14 protein-coding genes and 1 tRNA gene are annotated in these 17,611 nt (G+C 44.9%); 4 read left to right on the top strand and 11 right to left on the bottom strand.

What is annotated here, in order from left to right; all coding sequences use genetic code 11:
* Positions 1-64: 64 nt before the first annotated feature.
* The 3 genes from rluF to OC193_RS04045 form a co-directional block, all read right to left on the bottom strand.
* Entirely contained in the window at positions 65-1,198 is a 1,134-nt protein-coding gene (gene rluF, locus OC193_RS04035; RefSeq protein WP_048659785.1) for a 23S rRNA pseudouridine(2604) synthase RluF, read from the bottom strand.
* Positions 1,199-1,374: 176 nt separating this feature from the next.
* A complete protein-coding gene (gene smrA, locus OC193_RS04040; protein ID WP_017062320.1) occupies positions 1,375-1,956 on the bottom strand; it encodes a DNA endonuclease SmrA in 582 nt (193 codons plus the stop codon).
* 188 nt (positions 1,957-2,144) lie between these two features.
* The gene (locus OC193_RS04045; RefSeq protein WP_017062321.1) at positions 2,145-2,285 is read right to left on the bottom strand and encodes a DUF3149 domain-containing protein; all 141 of its coding nucleotides are present in this window, start codon (positions 2,283-2,285) and stop codon (positions 2,145-2,147) included.
* A 255-nt stretch (positions 2,286-2,540) separates the two neighbouring features.
* On the opposite strand from OC193_RS04045, the gene OC193_RS04050 reads away from it, so the two are divergent.
* Positions 2,541-2,617, top strand: a tRNA-Pro gene (locus tag OC193_RS04050).
* A gap of 390 nt (positions 2,618-3,007) precedes the next feature.
* Here OC193_RS04050 and OC193_RS04055 read toward each other — a convergent pair.
* On the bottom strand, positions 3,008-3,430 hold the full coding sequence (locus OC193_RS04055; protein WP_048661912.1) for a hypothetical protein: 423 nt from the start codon (positions 3,428-3,430) through the stop codon (positions 3,008-3,010).
* A gap of 121 nt (positions 3,431-3,551) precedes the next feature.
* A complete protein-coding gene (locus OC193_RS04060; RefSeq protein ID WP_048661913.1) occupies positions 3,552-4,457 on the bottom strand; it encodes a TraB/GumN family protein in 906 nt (301 codons plus the stop codon).
* 405 nt (positions 4,458-4,862) lie between these two features.
* Here OC193_RS04060 and OC193_RS04065 point away from each other — a divergent pair, with 405 nt between their 5' ends.
* Together OC193_RS04065 and OC193_RS04070 are read left to right on the top strand one after the other, a co-directional pair.
* A complete protein-coding gene (locus OC193_RS04065; protein WP_048661914.1) occupies positions 4,863-7,514 on the top strand; it encodes a beta-N-acetylhexosaminidase in 2,652 nt (883 codons plus the stop codon).
* Positions 7,515-8,047: 533 nt separating this feature from the next.
* A complete protein-coding gene (locus tag OC193_RS04070) occupies positions 8,048-8,704 on the top strand; it encodes an oligogalacturonate-specific porin KdgM family protein (protein ID WP_019824160.1) in 657 nt (218 codons plus the stop codon).
* A gap of 247 nt (positions 8,705-8,951) precedes the next feature.
* On the opposite strand, the gene OC193_RS04075 is transcribed toward OC193_RS04070, so the two are convergent.
* Together OC193_RS04075 and OC193_RS04080 are read right to left on the bottom strand one after the other, a co-directional pair.
* Positions 8,952-9,392, bottom strand: coding sequence for a DUF411 domain-containing protein (locus OC193_RS04075; protein ID WP_048661915.1), 441 nt, complete (start codon positions 9,390-9,392; stop codon positions 8,952-8,954).
* Positions 9,382-12,195 (bottom strand): heavy metal translocating P-type ATPase, encoded by a 2,814-nt coding sequence (locus tag OC193_RS04080; protein ID WP_080967364.1) that lies wholly within the window; start codon positions 12,193-12,195, stop codon positions 9,382-9,384. Before OC193_RS04080 ends, OC193_RS04075 begins: the two co-directional genes overlap by 11 nt.
* A 301-nt stretch (positions 12,196-12,496) precedes the next feature.
* Here OC193_RS04080 and gltX point away from each other — a divergent pair, with 301 nt between their 5' ends.
* Positions 12,497-13,924, top strand: a complete 1,428-nt coding sequence (gene gltX, locus OC193_RS04085) for a glutamate--tRNA ligase (protein ID WP_048661919.1) — start codon at positions 12,497-12,499, stop codon at positions 13,922-13,924.
* A gap of 86 nt (positions 13,925-14,010) precedes the next feature.
* On the opposite strand, the gene OC193_RS04090 is transcribed toward gltX, so the two are convergent.
* From OC193_RS04090 to OC193_RS04105, 4 genes are read right to left on the bottom strand one after another with little or no spacing between them, the layout of a single operon-like run.
* On the bottom strand, positions 14,011-15,234 hold the full coding sequence (locus OC193_RS04090) for a beta-ketoacyl-ACP synthase (RefSeq protein WP_048661920.1): 1,224 nt from the start codon (positions 15,232-15,234) through the stop codon (positions 14,011-14,013).
* Entirely contained in the window at positions 15,231-15,956 is a 726-nt protein-coding gene (locus OC193_RS04095; protein ID WP_048659793.1) for a 3-ketoacyl-ACP reductase FabG2, read from the bottom strand. The genes OC193_RS04090 and OC193_RS04095 overlap by 4 nt, the downstream gene beginning before the upstream one ends.
* On the bottom strand, positions 15,953-16,417 hold the full coding sequence (locus OC193_RS04100; RefSeq protein WP_048661921.1) for a hotdog family protein: 465 nt from the start codon (positions 16,415-16,417) through the stop codon (positions 15,953-15,955). Before OC193_RS04100 ends, OC193_RS04095 begins: the two co-directional genes overlap by 4 nt.
* Positions 16,410-17,609, bottom strand: coding sequence for a beta-ketoacyl-[acyl-carrier-protein] synthase family protein (locus tag OC193_RS04105; RefSeq protein WP_048661922.1), 1,200 nt, complete (start codon positions 17,607-17,609; stop codon positions 16,410-16,412). The genes OC193_RS04100 and OC193_RS04105 overlap by 8 nt, the downstream gene beginning before the upstream one ends.
* Positions 17,610-17,611 lie beyond the last annotated feature (2 nt).

A 17,611-nucleotide genomic window follows, 5' to 3' on the forward strand; every position in this document is an offset into this window, starting at 1 on the left:
AAACGCCCGCTAGACTAATCTAGCGGGCGTTTTTATATCGAGTGTCTCGTCTTACTGATTCTGACTACTTCTTAAGACCTAAAGTACCACCAACACGCTTTGGTGCAGGTTTGTTCGGTCTGTTTGAATCTTGGCTGCGGTTTGCCGGTTTACCGCTTCTACGATCGGTATTGTCGCGATCGGTACGATTGCGATCCGAACGGTTTCTATCTGAATTAGAGCGCTCTGAACGAGAGTTTGATTTCCAGTTCTCGGTATTACCACCGCTTTCACCGTTCGACGAATTGCGGCCACGCTTTGAATTAGGCGCATGACGGAATTCATCCGCATTGTTACCGCGGTAAGTGCGAGTACGGTTCTCTTTTTGATTGCGACGTGCTGTTGAAGTTTGGTTCTCTTCACGGCTGTCAAAAAGTTTCGCGTCAGTCGCTTTACGAATACGTTGACCTTTCGCGTTCATTTTTGACGCATCTTCCGTACTTACTGAACCTTCACACATCGCCAAGATCTCGGTGATCTCTTCGTCGCTCAGGTAGCGCCATTTGCCGTTAGGAATACCGTCTAGTGAGATATTCATAATACGAACACGGCGCAGCTTAAATACTTCGTAACCGAGCGCTTCACACATACGGCGAATTTGGCGGTTAAGGCCTTGTGTTAGTGTAATTCGGAATGAGAACTTGGTCTCTTTCTCGACCTTACATGGCAAGGTAACAGTATCGAGAATATGGACACCAGCGCCCATTTGCTTCAAAAACTCAGTCGTAATCGGCTTATCTACACGCACCACGTATTCTTTCTCGTGATTGTTACCTGCACGTAGGATTTTGTTTACGATGTCGCCATCGTTGGTCAAGAAGATAAGGCCATCAGAAGGTTTATCTAAGCGGCCAATAGGGAAAATACGCTTGTGGTGGCCGATAAAGTCGACGATGTTGCCAGGAATATCACGCTCAGTCGTACAGGTGATACCTGTTGGTTTATTAAGAGCAATGTAAATCGGCTTCTCTTTTGAGCGAACAGGCTTATTGTCGATCTCAACATCATCACCTGGCAAGACTTTAGTGCCCATCTCAGGGATCTTACCGTTAATAGTAACTCGGCCTGCATCAATGAGTTTATCGGCTTCGCGGCGTGAGCAAAAACCAGTTTCACTGATGTATTTATTAAGGCGTTTAGCTTGGGATTCTTGTGACATGATATTCTCTTAGCGTTTCACAACGGAAATATAAATAAACAAAAAGCAACCTTTGGATAGTTGCTTTGAGTTGGAATTCGTTAACTGAGGCAATTTTAGCACTTGGTGTGAGTCTAGGCACGAAATATCGATCCTGATGCAAAATCGTTATTCGCCCGTTTATCTATCTCAACCTATTAACTGGTGCGCTTTTGATGGCGCTCTCTGTTCTCTAGCTTTTTCTCATTACTCTTTCTGAGCATGACATAGACAGCGCCCGTACCACCATGAAATTGCTGAGCAGAATGAACACATTGAACGTCGTTGATTTGCGTGAGCCAATTTGCCACGTAGCTTTTCATCATTGCTGGTGGGTTCGAACGCTCTCCCTTACCGTGAACAATGATGACGGTACGAACATCCATTCTTAAACACTGACGCAAAAATGAAAGCACTTCGTTACGTGCGTCTTTCAGTGTTTTTCTATGAAGGTCGAGCTTGGCTTGAATAGGGTATTTGCCTAGGCGCAGCTTTTTGTATACGCCTTCTTGTACACCGTCTTTTTTATAAGCAACGACATCGTCTGGCTTGATCATTGGCGAATAGTCTAATGATAAGTAGTCTTTCTCGTCGTCAGACAGCCACATAGCGGCTTCACGCTTAGCAAGGTGAGATTCTGTGACTCGGTGTACTTTTTGGTGTTCAGCGGTGTCATGGTCGATACGTTTAACATCGCCCATCATTTCTTGGAAGAGATCTAAGTCGTCATCATGAGACATATTGTGTATCTCAAGTTGGGAAGGATAGGGTAAGTATACCTAAGTTGAGGCTGGGTTTAAAAATGAAAAAACCGGAGAAGACAATAAGTCTGCTCCGGTGCAAAGCGTTTTTACATTTAGTTATAAAATAAAGTAATACTTATAAAGTAAAACAATGCTTAAAAGTAAATGATTTAGGCTGAGCGATTCTAGTGAGGAGATTTTTCAGTCATAACTTTGTAGATGAAGAAGCCTCCATAAAACATCATGAGACCCAGAGCCCCGAAGATTACTATCATTGAAGATAGTCCCACCGCATTACCAAATAGGAGATCTAGCCAAAAGTCCATGTGTATACCTCAAAGTTATATGACACGGGTTAGTGTATTAAGTGGTGTTATCAATTCACTGATCTGGATCAATTCTGTTTCATAAGTTAAATACTTGTTGGTAACTGTGTGTTTTTCGTCACATCAAGCGAGTTGTTGTATGTCTTTTGTTCGAACGATTGGAATTCACAATAAATATGAGAAAAAGCGCTTGCGGTTAAATTCAGAATCCGTATTATACGCTCCATCGACAGGCAATCAGCCAGTTAGATATCTCGGTGAATAGCGCAGCTTGGTAGCGCATCTGGTTTGGGACCAGAGGGTCGGGGGTTCGAATCCCTCTTCACCGACCACATTAAAGAAAGCCGTAGCAGAAATGCTACGGCTTTTTTGCATTTTAATCTGGTTTAGAACATGGGGATGGGGGCTGGAATGCCAGTCCAATCGAATTCCTCTTCACCGACCACATTAAAGAAAGCCTGCTCATTGAGCAGGCTTTCGTCGTTTCAGGGCATGAGAAATGGGATTTGAACCTAGGTGGGGTTCGCCTGATGTTCAAAATAAGCTCTTCACAGCCACATTGAAGAAAGCCGTAGCATTCTCTGTAATAGAAGGGTCTACGGCTTTTTGTATTTTGGAATATGTGTAATTCCCTAGAGCGACGAAGGAGCGAGTCGGGAATCTCTTGTTGTTCTAAGCGTCCTGCATAGAGACAAGGATTGATCCAGTAGTCCCAAATCTATTTACTTAACATCACAGGTAATGTTCTTGATTGGCGTCTCTGAGGTAACAAAACAAACATAAGCGTCAACAGGGTGATTTGGACCAATTCGAATGTAACCCGCCTGTACTTCATCTTCGTTAAAAGTCACCGAGTGAGAATTACCCGTCTGACCATCGTAGAAGCTTACTTCAAAATTACCATTCATTTGGCTTGCGATACGGTTGCGTGTCGTTGATGTCGTGAACGTAATATTCGCGCATCGCATTGGTGGCTTTTCAGTAATCAAGAACTGTCCGCTTTCTTTATCTAACACACCGCCTTTGGTGTCTGGTTGAATGTCTATCGGCTGGAATTGTTCGATCGTACAAGTTTCTTTGGCAGACGCTGCCGTGGGCATCAGGATCGCGAGGGCTAAAGGTAAAGCGAAGAGCACTGGTTTCATGAGAACAACACCGTATATAAAAAGAGCGAAAGATAATAGCACCGTTATGGGGCGATTAAATGTAATGATTCTGTTATTAGGTAATGGTTATATTAGGAGAAGGTCATGGCTTCGAATTGAGCTAGCTGTCGTCACTAAGCTCAAATTGACACTGAGCCTGTTGGCTTTGTGATTGTTGAGTGACATTAAAACCTTTCTCTTCTAATAACTGCAAAAGGTTACCTTCGCCAATCAGGTGTAAAGTACCGACGACCAGCACGTAGTGTCCCTTTGAGTCGAGTTTCCAATCATTGGCGGAGAGCTTGTTTGCCCAATCGACGTTGCGATCGGTTAAAAATGCTTTCTCTAGTTCAGATGGCATTTCAGACAGCTTCGCAAACTCCTCAAGCTTCGCAAACTCCTCAAGCTTCGCTACATCACCGGCTTTCCAACTTTCAATTAAGCAGTGAACCACCCCATCAGTTTGGTCAAATTCTTCAAGGCTACTGACTAACCATTCTTTACCGGAATCTTTTTGTCCTGCAATGAGATCTATCTGAAATTGTAGAGGCTCTAAACTGATCACCGGAACGTCTTGTATCGTCGCTTTATAGGCGAGTGTTGCGTCTACACCGCCCGCTGAGCCATAGCCAAGGTTCTTTAATTGCTGCATCTGTATTGAGAGAGATGTCGCCCAAGGTGGAGAGCTCAGTAGTTGTTGAGTCGGCATACCCAAAGACTTTGAAATACTGGCTAATAACTGTTTTTGTTCTTTGTTTAATACATCACTCGTGGTCACTGTGGTCGTGGGATACACAATGCCTTCTGACTTCCTGATGTCTGTCTCGACAATTAATCCGTCGCTCTCTTTTAGCGTGTCAGTGATCTGTACTGGAAGTGGGTACATGCTCTCGTCTCCTACGTGGACGGAACCCAAGATGGTGAGTGTCAGTTCATCCTTTTTGGCTTGCCAATAAAGAGGTTCGGCCAAAGCTTGTTTGGCTGAAAATGCGAGAACGAATAAAGTTACGTACCAAAATGTGCGCAAGGAAAGCTCCTATTAAAAGAGATGAACTCGTTAAAATTGATTTTAACGGCGTTTTTTAACGGTTTTTTTTGGGAACTATGTCACGTTGTTTGTACGAAAAGTATAACAACCCGAGCAAACTCTTAAACCTTTCTCGATATCAACGACACGATTTTATGAAATTCTTTAGAAAGATTGTGATTCAGTTCTCAATTTTTACGTCAAAATAAAAATGACGGAAGTGCCGTCACTCCTAACGTTATGATTTTAAAATAAATAATCTTATCAATATTTTTGAGATTTGAAGCTGATCACTTTATTAACTTGATTTAATTCACGGTAAAAAATAAGCCCATATAGTTTATCTAACTTTCGAAGCGCTCCACTTTGCTTCTGACTCAATTTTTTAATTTATGGGTGAATACGATGTTGAAGAGAAACTTACTATCTGTAGCGGTATTGGCTGGTTTGACGGGTTGTGCTGTAACACAAGCACCTGAGCAACAGGTGGTTAATGCATTGGCTGATAACCTTGATGTGCAATATGAAGTTCTAACCAATCACGGTGCGAATGAAGGCATGGCTTGTCAGGACTTAGGTGCTGAATGGGCGTCATGTAATAAAGTAAACATGACGTTAACTAACGATGGTGAAGCGATTGATTCGAAAGATTGGACTATCTACTTCCACAGTATTCGCCTTATCTTAGATGTTGATAATGAGCAATTTAAGATTACTCGTGTAACTGGCGATCTTCATAAACTAGAACCTACTGAAAAATTTGATGGCTTTGCAGCTGGTGAAGAAGTGGTTCTTCCACTGACGAGTGAATACTGGCAACTGTTTGAAACCGACTTCATGCCGGGTGCATTCGTTACTGCGCCAAACGCAGAACCTAAGATGATTGCTTCATTGAATACGGAAGATGTTGCGTCATTCGTAACGGGTCTAGAAGGTAACAATCTTAAGCGTACACCAGATGACAATAATGTAATGGCTACAGCAGTGACGCGTTTCGAAAAGAATGCAGATCTAGCAACGCAAGATGTATCAACAACATTACTACCAACGCCAATGTCGGTAGAGGCGGGTGAAGGTTCAGTCAGCATTGCTGGTGGTATTGCCCTACCTAAAGACGCATTTGATGCTGAGCAATTCGCAGCAATTGAAGAACGTGCAGATGTGGTAAACGTAGATGTGAGTGGCGACCTACCTGTTAGTGTTGCTGTTGTTCCTACTCAGTTTACGGGTGATTTGGCGAAATCTGGCGCTTATGAACTAAGCATCTCGGAAGAGGGGATTGCGATTAAAGCGTTTGATAAAACAGGTGCTTTCTACGCAGTTCAGTCTATTTTTGGCCTAATAGACAGTCAGAACGCTGAATCATTACCACAACTGTCGATCAAAGATGCACCGCGCTTTGATTACCGCGGTGTGATGGTGGATGTTGCTCGAAACTTCCACTCAAAAGATGCCATCCTAGCAACGCTAGATCAAATGGCTGCATACAAGATGAATAAACTTCACCTTCACTTAACTGATGATGAAGGCTGGCGTTTAGAAATCCCAGGTTTACCAGAGCTAACGGATGTAGGGTCTAATCGTTGTTTTGATTTGGAAGAGCAAAGCTGTTTATTGCCTCAGCTAGGTTCAGGTCCAACAACAGACAACTTTGGCTCTGGTTTCTTTAGTAAGGCGGATTACGTCGAGATCTTAAGCTACGCAAAAGCGCGCAGTATCGAAGTAATTCCAGAGATTGATATGCCAGCACACGCTCGTTCTGCTGTGGTATCGATGGAAGCGCGTTACACTCGCCTAATGGCGGAAGGTAAAGAAGCGGAAGCAAATGAATACCGCTTGATGGATCCACAAGATACATCGAACGTAACCACGGTTCAGTTCTACGATAAGCAAAGCTTCATTAACCCATGCATGGAATCTTCGACTCACTTTGTTGATAAAGTGATCTCTGAAGTGGCGGCAATGCACCAAGAAGCGGGCGTTCCACTAACAACTTGGCACTTTGGCGGCGATGAAGCGAAAAACATTAAGTTAGGCGCAGGCTTACAAGATATTAATGCAGAAGATAAAGTGGCGTGGAAAGGTAACATTGACTTATCTAAGCAAGACAAGCCATTCCAGCAGTCTCCTCAGTGTCAGAAATTAATTGCTGACGGTACAGTAAGCGATTTCGGTCACCTGCCAAGCCATTTTGCAGAAGAGGTGTCTAAGATTGTTGCTGAGAAGGGTATTCCACACTTTCAAGCATGGCAAGATGGCCTGAAATACAGCGAAGGCGAGAAAGCATTTGCGACAGAAAGCACTCGCGTGAACTTCTGGGATGTTCTTTACTGGGGCGGTACTTCATCAGTATACGACTGGTCAGCAAAAGGGTATGACGTAATCGTCTCTAACCCAGACTACGTATACATGGATATGCCATACGAAGTAGATGCTGCAGAGCGCGGTTACTACTGGGCAACGCGTGCAACCGATACTCGTAAGATGTTCGGCTTCGCACCAGAAAACATGCCACAAAACGCAGAAACATCATTAGACCGTGACGGCAATGGTTTCTCTGGTAAAGGCGAAATTGAAGCAAAACCTTTCTACGGTTTATCAGCGCAACTTTGGTCAGAAACAGTTCGTACCGACGAGCAATATGAATACATGGTGTTCCCACGCGTTCTTGCAGCAGCTGAGCGTGCATGGCATCGAGCAGATTGGGAAAACGACTACAAAGTGGGCGTTGAATACTCTCAAGAAACTAACCTAGTGAATAAGCAAGCTCTAAACAGCGACTTTAATCGCTTCGCGAATATTGTTGGTCAACGTGAACTGGCTAAGCTTGAGAAAGCAGGCATTGATTATCGACTACCAGTACCGGGCGCTCAGGTTATTGATGGTAAGCTAGCGATGAACGTTCAATTCCCAGGCGTAGAGCTGCAATACTCTGCTGATGGCGAAAACTGGTTAACGTATGACGAGCAACAACGTCCATCGGTTTCTGGCGAAACTTACATCCGCTCTATCTCTGAAAGTGGCGAGAAAGTAAGTCGAGTAACCTCAGTTAAATAATCGATAAGCACTATTAGTAAAAGAGCTCCTGACCTTTATCTTATTCAAGATAAAACGGGAGCTCTTTTTGTTTGATGCGAATTAGGTGTTTATCCAAAACTGAAACATATAGAAATCGCCTTTGTTTATATCGTCAACAATGCACATAAGGTGACTTTAATCCCAAAAGTGACGCGCTTCTCATTATTCTCTTCAAAAAATAAGTCCCCTGTAAAAAACTCTAAATCAGATGTGATTCAACTATCTGAATCTAATTTTTCTTCATGAAATAACGTGATCCCGATCTGTATATTTTTCCATCTTGAGTTTTTTATCAATTTTTATGTTTTTAAATTATTGATTTTAAAGAGTTAAATAACTTGTCTTTTTTTGATAGTGAGAGAGATCACTCTGTCGCCCCTTTTATTTTGAAACGCAAATTAATTCGAGCAGCATAGATTTCATGCCAGGGAGGCGACCAACTACTCAAGCGGTGAAGGTGAATGATGTACCGAAGATATGCCGCTGAAAAAATCAAACTAAGGCAGTTTACTATGAAAAAAATTATCGCTCTAAGTGCTCTTTCTCTTGCTTTCGCTTCTAGTGCTTTTGCTGGTTCTTCTTACGTTACAGGTAACGTTCAATTTCACTCTGATTTCCAACCAAACGCGACGTCAACTCTAGAAGCGGGCCACACGTTTGATTCAGGCACAACACTACTAACAGAGTTCGATGGTATCTCTCTTGGTAAGTACGACAATGACGCAATCCAAGACAGCGGTCTAGGTAACTCTCCATACATCACTCTAGGTGTTGAGCAGATGTACAACATCAATGACAACCTATGGGTTGCTGCGGGTTACCACCACCTACTAAACAACGGTGAAACGGTTCAGTACCGTCCATTGGTTAAGATCGGTTACAACTTCGATAACGGTATCTCTATTAGCAACCGTACTCGTTACCACGCTATGGAAGATAGCAAAGCTGACGATCAAACTCGTTTTGACAACCGTATCGGTTACGCAGTAAACGCTGAGCTAGCTCTAAGCTACAACAACGTATACGTAATCAGCGATGCTGATAACACAATGGACCACGAGCTTCGTGCGACATGGACTCGTCAAGGCGTTCAACCTTACTTTGAGTACCGTAACCAAGCTGACAACGCTAACAATGCATTCGTATTCGGTGCTTCTTACGGCTTCTAAGCTGATTCACTTGGCTGTTTAGTCGATTAGATTATTGGCTAAGTGAGCTTCTTTGCTAATTAGCTTTTTTGTTAACTAGCGACGAAAACATAGCGGTACCAACAGCCCGGTTGGTGCCGCGACAAGATTTGCTTTACTGTCCAAAAGCAAAGAGCCTAGCAAGTAAACCACAGTCTTGGGTTTACTTAATGTTAGGCTCTATTTTTATAACTTCTTAAATATTGCTTTGCGCCGGTTTCTTTACGCTCTAATTACCATCGTAATGACGGTATTCAAACACCTGACCTTTCTCGTTAAACGCATAAACAGAATACTCGTCTTTCTTATCGCCATACTCCATGCCCGGCGAGCCCATTGGCATGCCTGGAACCGCCAAGCCAATCGCATTGCGTGGTGGGTTTTCTAAAAAGGCTTTCACGTCCTCTGCTGGAATGTGCCCTTCAAATACGTAACCGTCGATCTCTGCCGTATGGCAAGAAGCCAGCTCTGGCGTTACTCCTAACTTCTGCTTGATAGGATTCATGTCATCGTGGAGCTTCTCTGTGACATCGAAACCTGCGTCTTGCATGTGTTCTGTCCATTCTGTGCAGCAGCCACAGTATGGAGACTTATGGTTGAGAACATCAGTAGCGAGAGCTTGTCCTGAAATTGCAGCGAGTGCAGTAAGAGTCATAACTTTACGAATCATGGTTAACCTCATGAATATGGTTTTTGTTGATATTAGAATGAGTGGGTTTGAACAGTCTTAATCTGTTGGCATTGCTGACTACGGTGATTGATGACATCGCCATCGCAGCGCCTGCAACGACAGGGCTAAGTAAAAATCCAAAGAATGGGTAGAGCACACCAGCCGCAATTGGAATACCAAGTGAATTATAGATAAAGGCACCAAACAGGTTTTGCTTCATGTTTCTCACGGTCACTTGGGAAAGCTCAATCGCGTTACTGACCGATAATGGCGACGAGTTGAGGAGTGTCATTTGCGCACTCTCGATGGCGACATCACTGCCACTGCCCATTGCGATACCTATGTCGGCCTGAGCAAGCGCTGGTGCATCGTTAATGCCATCTCCAACCATAGCAACACTCTTATATTGTTGTTGAAGCTGAACAATATGCTGAGCTTTCTGCTCCGGAAGTACTTCTGAGATAACTTCGTCGATACCGACGTTCTTACCAATGGCCTGAGCAACAGAATCGTTGTCGCCCGTTAACAGCACTGTGTGAATTCCGGCGGATTTTAGTTGAGCTATCGCCTGTTTACTATCTATTTTTAACGCGTCTGAAATGCCCAATATGCCTTCTAGTTTTTGGTCAATCACGATGAAAATAGGCGTCCAGGCTTGCGAGCGGCAAAGCTCGATGAAATCTTCGCCAATCTCTGTATTGATGCCTAATTGGGTGAGGTATTTAAGAGAGCCGACTTGAACGTGTTTTCCGTTAATGTTGGCTTGTACGCCAAGGCCTCGGCGGTTTTCAAAGTCGCTGTGTGGGAGTGCTGAAACTTGTAAGCTCTCTGCATATTGGCAAACGGCTTTCGCTAATGGGTGTTCTGAACCGACTTCAACCGAATAGGCGTAAGCCAACAGTTCTTGTTCTGATAGGTTGTGATAAAACGCTTGTTGCACGCTTGGTTTCCCTTGGGTTAGGGTGCCCGTTTTATCAAACACGACTGCATCGATTTTGCTGGCTGATTGCAACACATCGGCGTCTTTGATCAGAACGCCAAACTCAGCGGCTTTACCTACGCCGACAGTAATAGAGAGTGGAGTCGCTAGGCCTAAGGCACACGGACAAGCGATGATCAGCACGGTGGTCGATACTACAAGCATGTAACTGGCACTTGGTTGTGGGCCAACAAAAAACCAAACTAGGGCGGCAACAGCTGCGATTGCGACCACAACGGGCACGAACACGGCAGAAATAGAGTCGGCAAGTTTCGCTATCGCAGGTTTGCTGCTTTGTGCCTGGCGAACCATCTGAATGATTCGAGCTAACATGGTGCTTGAGCCAATCCCAGTCGCTTCAATAATTAAGCTACCATCGCCATTAATGGTGCCCGCAGAAACGCCATCACTCACCGATTTAACGTTGGGAAGTGGTTCACCGGTCAGCATCGATTCATCGATGTAAGACTCACCAGATACCACAACACCATCAACTGGCACTTTTTCTCCCGGTTTGACGCGTACTTGCATGCCGACTTGGATAGCTTCTACAGCAATGGTTTGTTCTTTGCCATCGACGATGACCACCGCTTTTTGAGGTTGTAAGTTAATCAGTGCCTGTAGCGATTTCGTGGTGCGAGCTTTGGCTTTGGCTTCAATATAGTGACCCAAAGAAATAAGGCCAACGATCATCGCACTCGCCTCAAAGTAGACATGGCGAGAGGCTTCTGGGAACCATGATGGAATTAGCACAACCAACATTGAATAGAACCATGCTGCGCCTGTACCTAGAGCGACGAGTGTGTCCATGGTAGCGCGTTTGTGCATCAGTGATTGCCACGCGTTAGTGAAGAAGCTCCGCCCAGAGGTGGCTAGTAGCACTAGGCAGATCACACCAATGAAGCCCCAAGCCAGTTGGTCACTAAGTGTAGCAATGGTCATGCTGCCACCGAATATGCCCCATACCATCAGCGGAGCCCCAAGCAGTAGTGCGCTCACTGAGTTTTTCAGGAAGGCCTTTTGAGTGCGAAGTTGCTGTTCTTGCTGTTTTTGCTGTTGAGTCGCTGCATCGTCGACAAACTCGGCGCCATAACCTGCTGCTTTCACCGATTTGATTAGAGCGTTTTCAATGATGTCTCTTGTTTGAGAGGTGAAAACCAAGGCAGTCTGCTCTGCAAGGTTAATCTGTGCTTGGTCGACGAACTCATTCTTTTTCAATGCTTTTTCGACCGAAGAAACGCAACTCGCACACGTCATTCCCTCAAGAACAAGGTGATAGGTATATTGGCTGGCAACGGGTTCAGTTAAAGTTGCTTCTGTAGGCGCCAGTTTTTTATCTTCTTCTAAATCTGAACTCGATGAAAGGTCATTCGTTTCAGAGTAGGGAGCTGCGTGATAACCCACGCTTTCGACCAGCTCAATAACCTCGGATTCAGAAAGCAGAGTAACCAGTGATAGCTCCTGTTTGCTGACTTCAAGGTTTGAGGTTTGCTCGGTTTGTTCAAGCGCTTGAGTCAGTTTGCTCACACACTTTCCGCAGCTGAGGCCGGATAGCGAAAGGTGCAGCTGATTACCCATAGAATAGCCAAGCGTTGCTAACTGTTCGTTGAGCTGAATGTAACTAGAAGGAGTCGAAATATCGATGTAGGTTGGCGATATGTCATTGATCGTCGTGTTGTTGAGATCGCCAAACAGTGTGCGGACTTTTTTCGCACAACCCATGCAATTTAGACCGTTGAGCGCGGTTGTGTAGTGGTTCATATCGATACTCCAATTCTCATCTACGCCTAACATAAACCTTCCCGTAAGGGTAAGGTCAAACATAAATTCAAGAATTTGATCTTAGTGGTGCATTAGCTGATGGATCCAATTTGGGAATGAGAGATGGGAATAAAGGATCCGCGGCTATAATCTACTGGCTAAGGCAATAGTTTTGCTACTTTGAAGGTAGAATTCGGCTTTCTACAATCGCTTTCGCACAAGATCAGCACATTAATCATTCACTACTGATTGTAGATTTAAGCGGTGGTGATAAAATAGCGCCCAAAATTTAGTGATATTTGTCTGCTGCAGGCTTTGTAATAGCGATCACTAAAAGAATCACCTACATAATCAAGGTATTTAAATGACGGTTAAAACTCGTTTTGCTCCTAGCCCAACTGGCTATCTTCACGTTGGTGGTGCACGTACTGCACTTTACTCTTGGCTATTCGCTAAGAATCAAGGTGGTGAATTCGTTCTACGTATCGAAGACACGGACCTTGAGCGTAACTCTCAAGAAGCGGTTGATGCAATTCTAGAAGGCATGCAATGGATGGGTATGGAATGGGACGAAGGTCCTTACTACCAATCTAAGCGTTTTGACCGTTACAACGAAATGGTTGATAAGCTACTTGCTGAAGACAAAGCATTCAAATGCTACGCGTCTAAAGAACTGCTTGATGAAATTCGTGCAGATCAAGAAGAAAACAAAGAAATGGCTCGCTACGATGCTAACCACCCTAAAATTGTTGCAGCAAACGAAGCAGCAAAAGAAGGTGATGCATGTGTTATCCGTTTCCGTAACCCGAAAGAAGGCAGCGTAGTATTTGATGACCAAATCCGTGGTCGCATTGAAATCGCGAACAGCCAACTTGATGACCTAATCATTCGTCGTACAGACGGTGCACCAACATACAACTTCGTAGTGGTTGTGGATGACTGGGACATGGGTATTACACACGTTGTTCGTGGTGAAGACCACATCAACAACACACCTCGTCAAATCAACATCTATGAAGCACTAGGCGCGCCAGTTCCAACGTTCGCTCACTGTGCAATGATTCTTGGTGATGACGGTGCAAAACTTTCTAAGCGTCACGGTGCTGTTTCTGTAATGCAATACCGCGACGAAGGTTACCTACCAAATGCACTAAACAACTACCTAGTTCGTTTAGGTTGGTCTCACGGTGACCAAGAGATCTTCTCTCAAGAAGAGATGATTGAATTCTTCAGCCTGAACGCTATCAGCAAGTCTGCTTCTGCATTCAACACTGATAAGCTACTTTGGTTGAACAACCACTACATCAAGACTTCTGAGCCTGAGTACGTTGCTAAATACCTGCAATGGCACCTAGACGCACAGAAGATCGATACAACAAACGGCCCAGCTATCACTGAAGTGATCAAGCTAGTTGGCGAGCGTTGTAACACGCTTATCGAACTTGCTGAGCAATCTCGTTACTTCTATGAAGATTTCTCTGAGTTTGAAGCTGGCGCAGCGAAGAAGCACCTACGTGGTGTTGCTAAAGGCCCACTAGAGCTTGCTCTTGCTAAGGTTGAAGCACTTGAAGATTTCACTACTGCAAACATCAAAGATGGTGTGATTGCAGCAGTATGTGAAGAACTAGAGATCGGCATGGGTAAAATCGGCATGCCACTTCGCGTAGCAGTAACAGGCGGTGGTCAGTCTCCTTCTGTTGATGCAGTGATGGAGCTTGTTGGTAAAAAGCGCGTAATCGCTCGTATCAAGATGGCTCTTGAGTTCATCGCTGAGCGTGAAGCTAACGCTTAATTGAGCGATTGCTAGAATCAAAAAAGGGTCAGTAACTTGGTTACTGACCCTTTTTATTTGTCTTGAGTTTTGTCTAATAAATAAACTTAAATCTTTTTGAAGATAATAGATGTGTTAATGCCACCAAAGGCAAAGTTATTGCTCATCAGATATTCAATATCCAATTCGCGACCAGAACCTGTAATGTAATCGAGTTTGCCGCAGCGTTCGTCGATGTTCTCAAGGTTTAAGGTTGGGCTGAACCAGCCGGAATGCATCATCTCTAAGCTTAACCAAGCTTCAATTGCACCACATGCGCCAAGCGTATGGCCGAAGTAGCTTTTCAATGAACTGATTGGCACTTCTCCGAAAATATTCGCCGTCGCATTACTCTCTGCAATATCACCTTTTTCAGTCGCCGTTCCGTGCGCAGAAACATAGCCAATTTTCTCAGCAGGAAGCTGTGCATCTCTTAGTGCTTTCTCCATACAGATTTGCATGGTTTCCATCTGAGGTTGGGTCACATGGGCTGCATCGCAGTTGCTGGCAAAACCGATGATCTCAGCGTAGATTTTTGCACCACGAGCGATTGCATGTTCGTACTCTTCGAGAATAAGCGTACCGGCACCTTCACCGATAACCAAGCCATCGCGCTCGCTGTCGTATGGGCTAGGGGATTTTTTGGGCGTGTCGTTTTTTAAACTGGTAGCAAAAAGGGTATCGAAAACGGCAGACTCAGTTGGACATAGTTCTTCACCACCACCGGCAACCATCACGGTTTGGTAGCCGTGCTTAATTGCTTCATAGGCGTAACCAATAGCTTGGCTTCCTGAAGTGCATGCACTGCTGGTGGGAATCACGCGGCCGCGCAGTCCAAAGAACAGACCTACGTTTACCGCAGCAGTGTGTGGCATCATTTGTACGTAGGTTGTCGCCGTGATCGCTCGTGTCGATTTCTCGTTCAGCATCACGCCAAACGCACCAACGGCGTCGGTACTGCCGGTTGAAGAGCCGTAAGCGATTCCGGTTTCGCCATTGGTTAATACATCGTGACCAATTAAGCCAGCTTGTCCTAAAGCATTTTCTGTCGCAACGGTGGCTAGGCGCGATACACGACCCATGCCACGCACTTGCTTACGCTTATAGTGTTTTGGCAGTTGAAAGTCATCAATTGGTGCGGCAAGCTTAGTATTGAGTCCATCATATTGCTCAAAACTTGGCATATATTGAGTCGCATTTTCACACGCTTTCAGCTTAGGCTCTATCTGTTGCCAGTCGTTACCAAAGGCAGTAACACCTGACATACCAGTTACAACAACGCGGCGGGTCATACTAAGCCTCCATTGACTGAAATCACTTGGCGAGTAACGTAGCCTGCAATATCAGACATTAGGTAACTCACTAGTCCTGCTACTTCTTCTGGCTCACCCATTCGGCGCAGTGGTACTTGAGGAAGTGCATGATCTTTCACGTGCTCGTCAACCATACCGGTATCGATTAAGCCTGGAGCGACACAGTTTACTGTGATTTTGCGTTTTGCGAGCTCTAGAGCAAGGGACTTAGTTGCCCCAATCACACCAGCTTTCGCTGCAGCATAGTTAGTTTGTCCGCGGTTACCCATGATGCCTGATACAGACGCTAGAGTGACGATACGGCCGCCTTTGCGCTTTTGGACCATAGGCATTACACAAGGGTGAAGTACGTTGTAGAAGCTGTCTAGGTTGGTATGGATCACGCCATCCCACTCTTCTTCTGTCATGGCAGGGAATGCAGTGTCGCGAGTAATGCCTGCGTTGTTTACCACACCATAGTAAGCGCCATGTTCAGCAATATCAGACTCAAGCGTTTTGCGACATTCGCTGCGGTTGCTGATATCAAATTGGATAAGACGCCCAGCACCACCCAGTTCGGTGATCGACTGCAATGTCTCTTCAGCGCCTTGCTTGTCACCCATGTAATGAACGGCGATTTCAAATCCGTCTTTCGCGAGTTGAATAGCGATCGCTTTACCAATGCCTTTGCTGGCACCGGTGACTAAAACCTGACGGGTCATGATGGGCTCCTAGTTTTCATTTCTTGTAATTTTTGTTTGGTCGGCACGTAGACGTTGAGTTGGCATTGAGCCACTAACTCACCTCGGTCTTCGACTCTTGCGGTAAACACAGCCATACCGTTGTCTTCCATCATCTGTTCGGCGTAGATATCAAGGGTCTGACCTTGAGTAAACTCATCACACAGTGATTTATAGCGACGAGAGCCGAGTAAGAATCCGATTGGGGGCGTGGTGCCGTTTTTAAGTGCGTGATACCCAGACCATGCCGCTACAGACTGCGCCATAAACTCGATGCCAACATATGCTGGTACCGTTTGAGATTCGGCGTCAAAGAACAGATTATGGTCACCAATATCGACCTGACAGTGGATCGACAACGCTTCTACGCTGATAGCACGATCGATTAATATCATCGGATCATCGTGAGGGAGAAGTTGGTCTACAGAAGGGATATCAGTCATTTACTACACCAAAAATCAGGCTAATGTTGTTGCCACCAAAAGCAAACGAGTTGCTTAAGATGTTCTTTGCTTTAAGTTTCTGTGAACAGTTTACCAAATCAATCTCAATATCTTCAGCTTTATCCTGACATTTTTGTAAGGGAAGCGGTAAGTCATATTTCAAAATATGCCACGCAATTGCAGCCTCAATCGCACTTGCTGCGCCTAGAGTATGCCCGGTCAGCGGTTTGGTAGAACTGACGGGAACCTTGTTTGCAAAAATACGATGAATGGCTTTACTTTCCATCGAGTCATTGAGTGGCGTTGCTGTACCATGTGCATTGATATAACCAATGTCTTCTGCGTTTAACTGTGCAGAATGTAACGCTTTTTTCATTGCTTGTTCAGCACCATTGCCTTCAGGGTGAGGCGCTGAAATGTGGTGTGCATCAGAGCTGTCCCCACAGCCCAATAAGGCAATGTTTGACGTGTCTTGTGCTGCATTAACACCGGCTAACTTTGTTTTGCTGAGCAACATAAATGCCGCTGCTTCTCCTATGTTGATACCATCTCGGGTTGCACTAAATGGCTTACAATGTGTTGTTGAGAGTGCTTCAAGGCCGTGGAAACCATTGAGTGTCAGCTTACACAAGGTATCCACACCACCCACTAACACGGCATCAGCCATACCTGAATCTAATAAGCGCTGGGCGGTCAGAAATACGCGGCCACTGGATGAGCAAGCCGTAGATATTACGTAGTTTGGCCCCGTTAATGCGCAATACTGGCTAACGAACTCTGAGGTATCACCAAGCTCTTGTTTTGAGTAATGGTAATCTGCTGGAAACTCGCTGTTTGCCAATTTTTGTTTGAAGGCTGCTTCACCATCGGAGATCCCAGAGGTGCTGGTGCCAATAACAACAGCAATTCTATCTGCGCCAAACTGAGATTTGGCTTGCTCGATAGAATCTTCAATTTGGTGAAGAGCCGACAGCGCCAGTTGATTGTTGCGAGTGGCGTATTGCGTAAGATCTGAATGAATCGGTGGTAGTTCACCCGCGATCTGACCAACGACAGTATGTTTACCATCGTTCAGTATATCGTGCACTTCGACCATATTTGATTCACGCTCGTCTTTCAGACAGCCATGAATATCGGTAACCTCAGAGCCTAGCGCTGAGTGGAAACCACAGTCTTGGATGTAAATAGGCATAG

The organism is Vibrio crassostreae (assembly GCF_024347415.1).
In the GTDB taxonomy this organism is placed as follows: domain Bacteria; phylum Pseudomonadota; class Gammaproteobacteria; order Enterobacterales; family Vibrionaceae; genus Vibrio; species Vibrio crassostreae.

Excerpts from the sequence above, each read along its gene's own strand:
- rluF (WP_048659785.1), bottom strand. The coding sequence starts at position 1,198 with ATGTCACAAGAATCCCAAGCTAAACGCCTTAATAAATACATCAGTGAA.
- smrA (WP_017062320.1), bottom strand. The coding sequence starts at position 1,956 with ATGTCTCATGATGACGACTTAGATCTCTTCCAAGAAATGATGGGCGAT.
- OC193_RS04045 (WP_017062321.1), bottom strand. The coding sequence starts at position 2,285 with ATGGACTTTTGGCTAGATCTCCTATTTGGTAATGCGGTGGGACTATCT.
- OC193_RS04055 (WP_048661912.1), bottom strand. The coding sequence starts at position 3,430 with ATGAAACCAGTGCTCTTCGCTTTACCTTTAGCCCTCGCGATCCTGATG.
- OC193_RS04065 (WP_048661914.1), top strand. The coding sequence starts at position 4,863 with ATGTTGAAGAGAAACTTACTATCTGTAGCGGTATTGGCTGGTTTGACG.
- OC193_RS04070 (WP_019824160.1), top strand. The coding sequence starts at position 8,048 with ATGAAAAAAATTATCGCTCTAAGTGCTCTTTCTCTTGCTTTCGCTTCT.
- OC193_RS04075 (WP_048661915.1), bottom strand. The coding sequence starts at position 9,392 with ATGATTCGTAAAGTTATGACTCTTACTGCACTCGCTGCAATTTCAGGA.
- OC193_RS04080 (WP_080967364.1), bottom strand. The coding sequence starts at position 12,195 with ATGTTTGACCTTACCCTTACGGGAAGGTTTATGTTAGGCGTAGATGAG.
- gltX (WP_048661919.1), top strand. The coding sequence starts at position 12,497 with ATGACGGTTAAAACTCGTTTTGCTCCTAGCCCAACTGGCTATCTTCAC.
- OC193_RS04090 (WP_048661920.1), bottom strand. The coding sequence starts at position 15,234 with ATGACCCGCCGCGTTGTTGTAACTGGTATGTCAGGTGTTACTGCCTTT.
- OC193_RS04095 (WP_048659793.1), bottom strand. The coding sequence starts at position 15,956 with ATGACCCGTCAGGTTTTAGTCACCGGTGCCAGCAAAGGCATTGGTAAA.
- OC193_RS04100 (WP_048661921.1), bottom strand. The coding sequence starts at position 16,417 with ATGACTGATATCCCTTCTGTAGACCAACTTCTCCCTCACGATGATCCG.
- OC193_RS04105 (WP_048661922.1), bottom strand. The coding sequence starts at position 17,609 with ATGCCTATTTACATCCAAGACTGTGGTTTCCACTCAGCGCTAGGCTCT.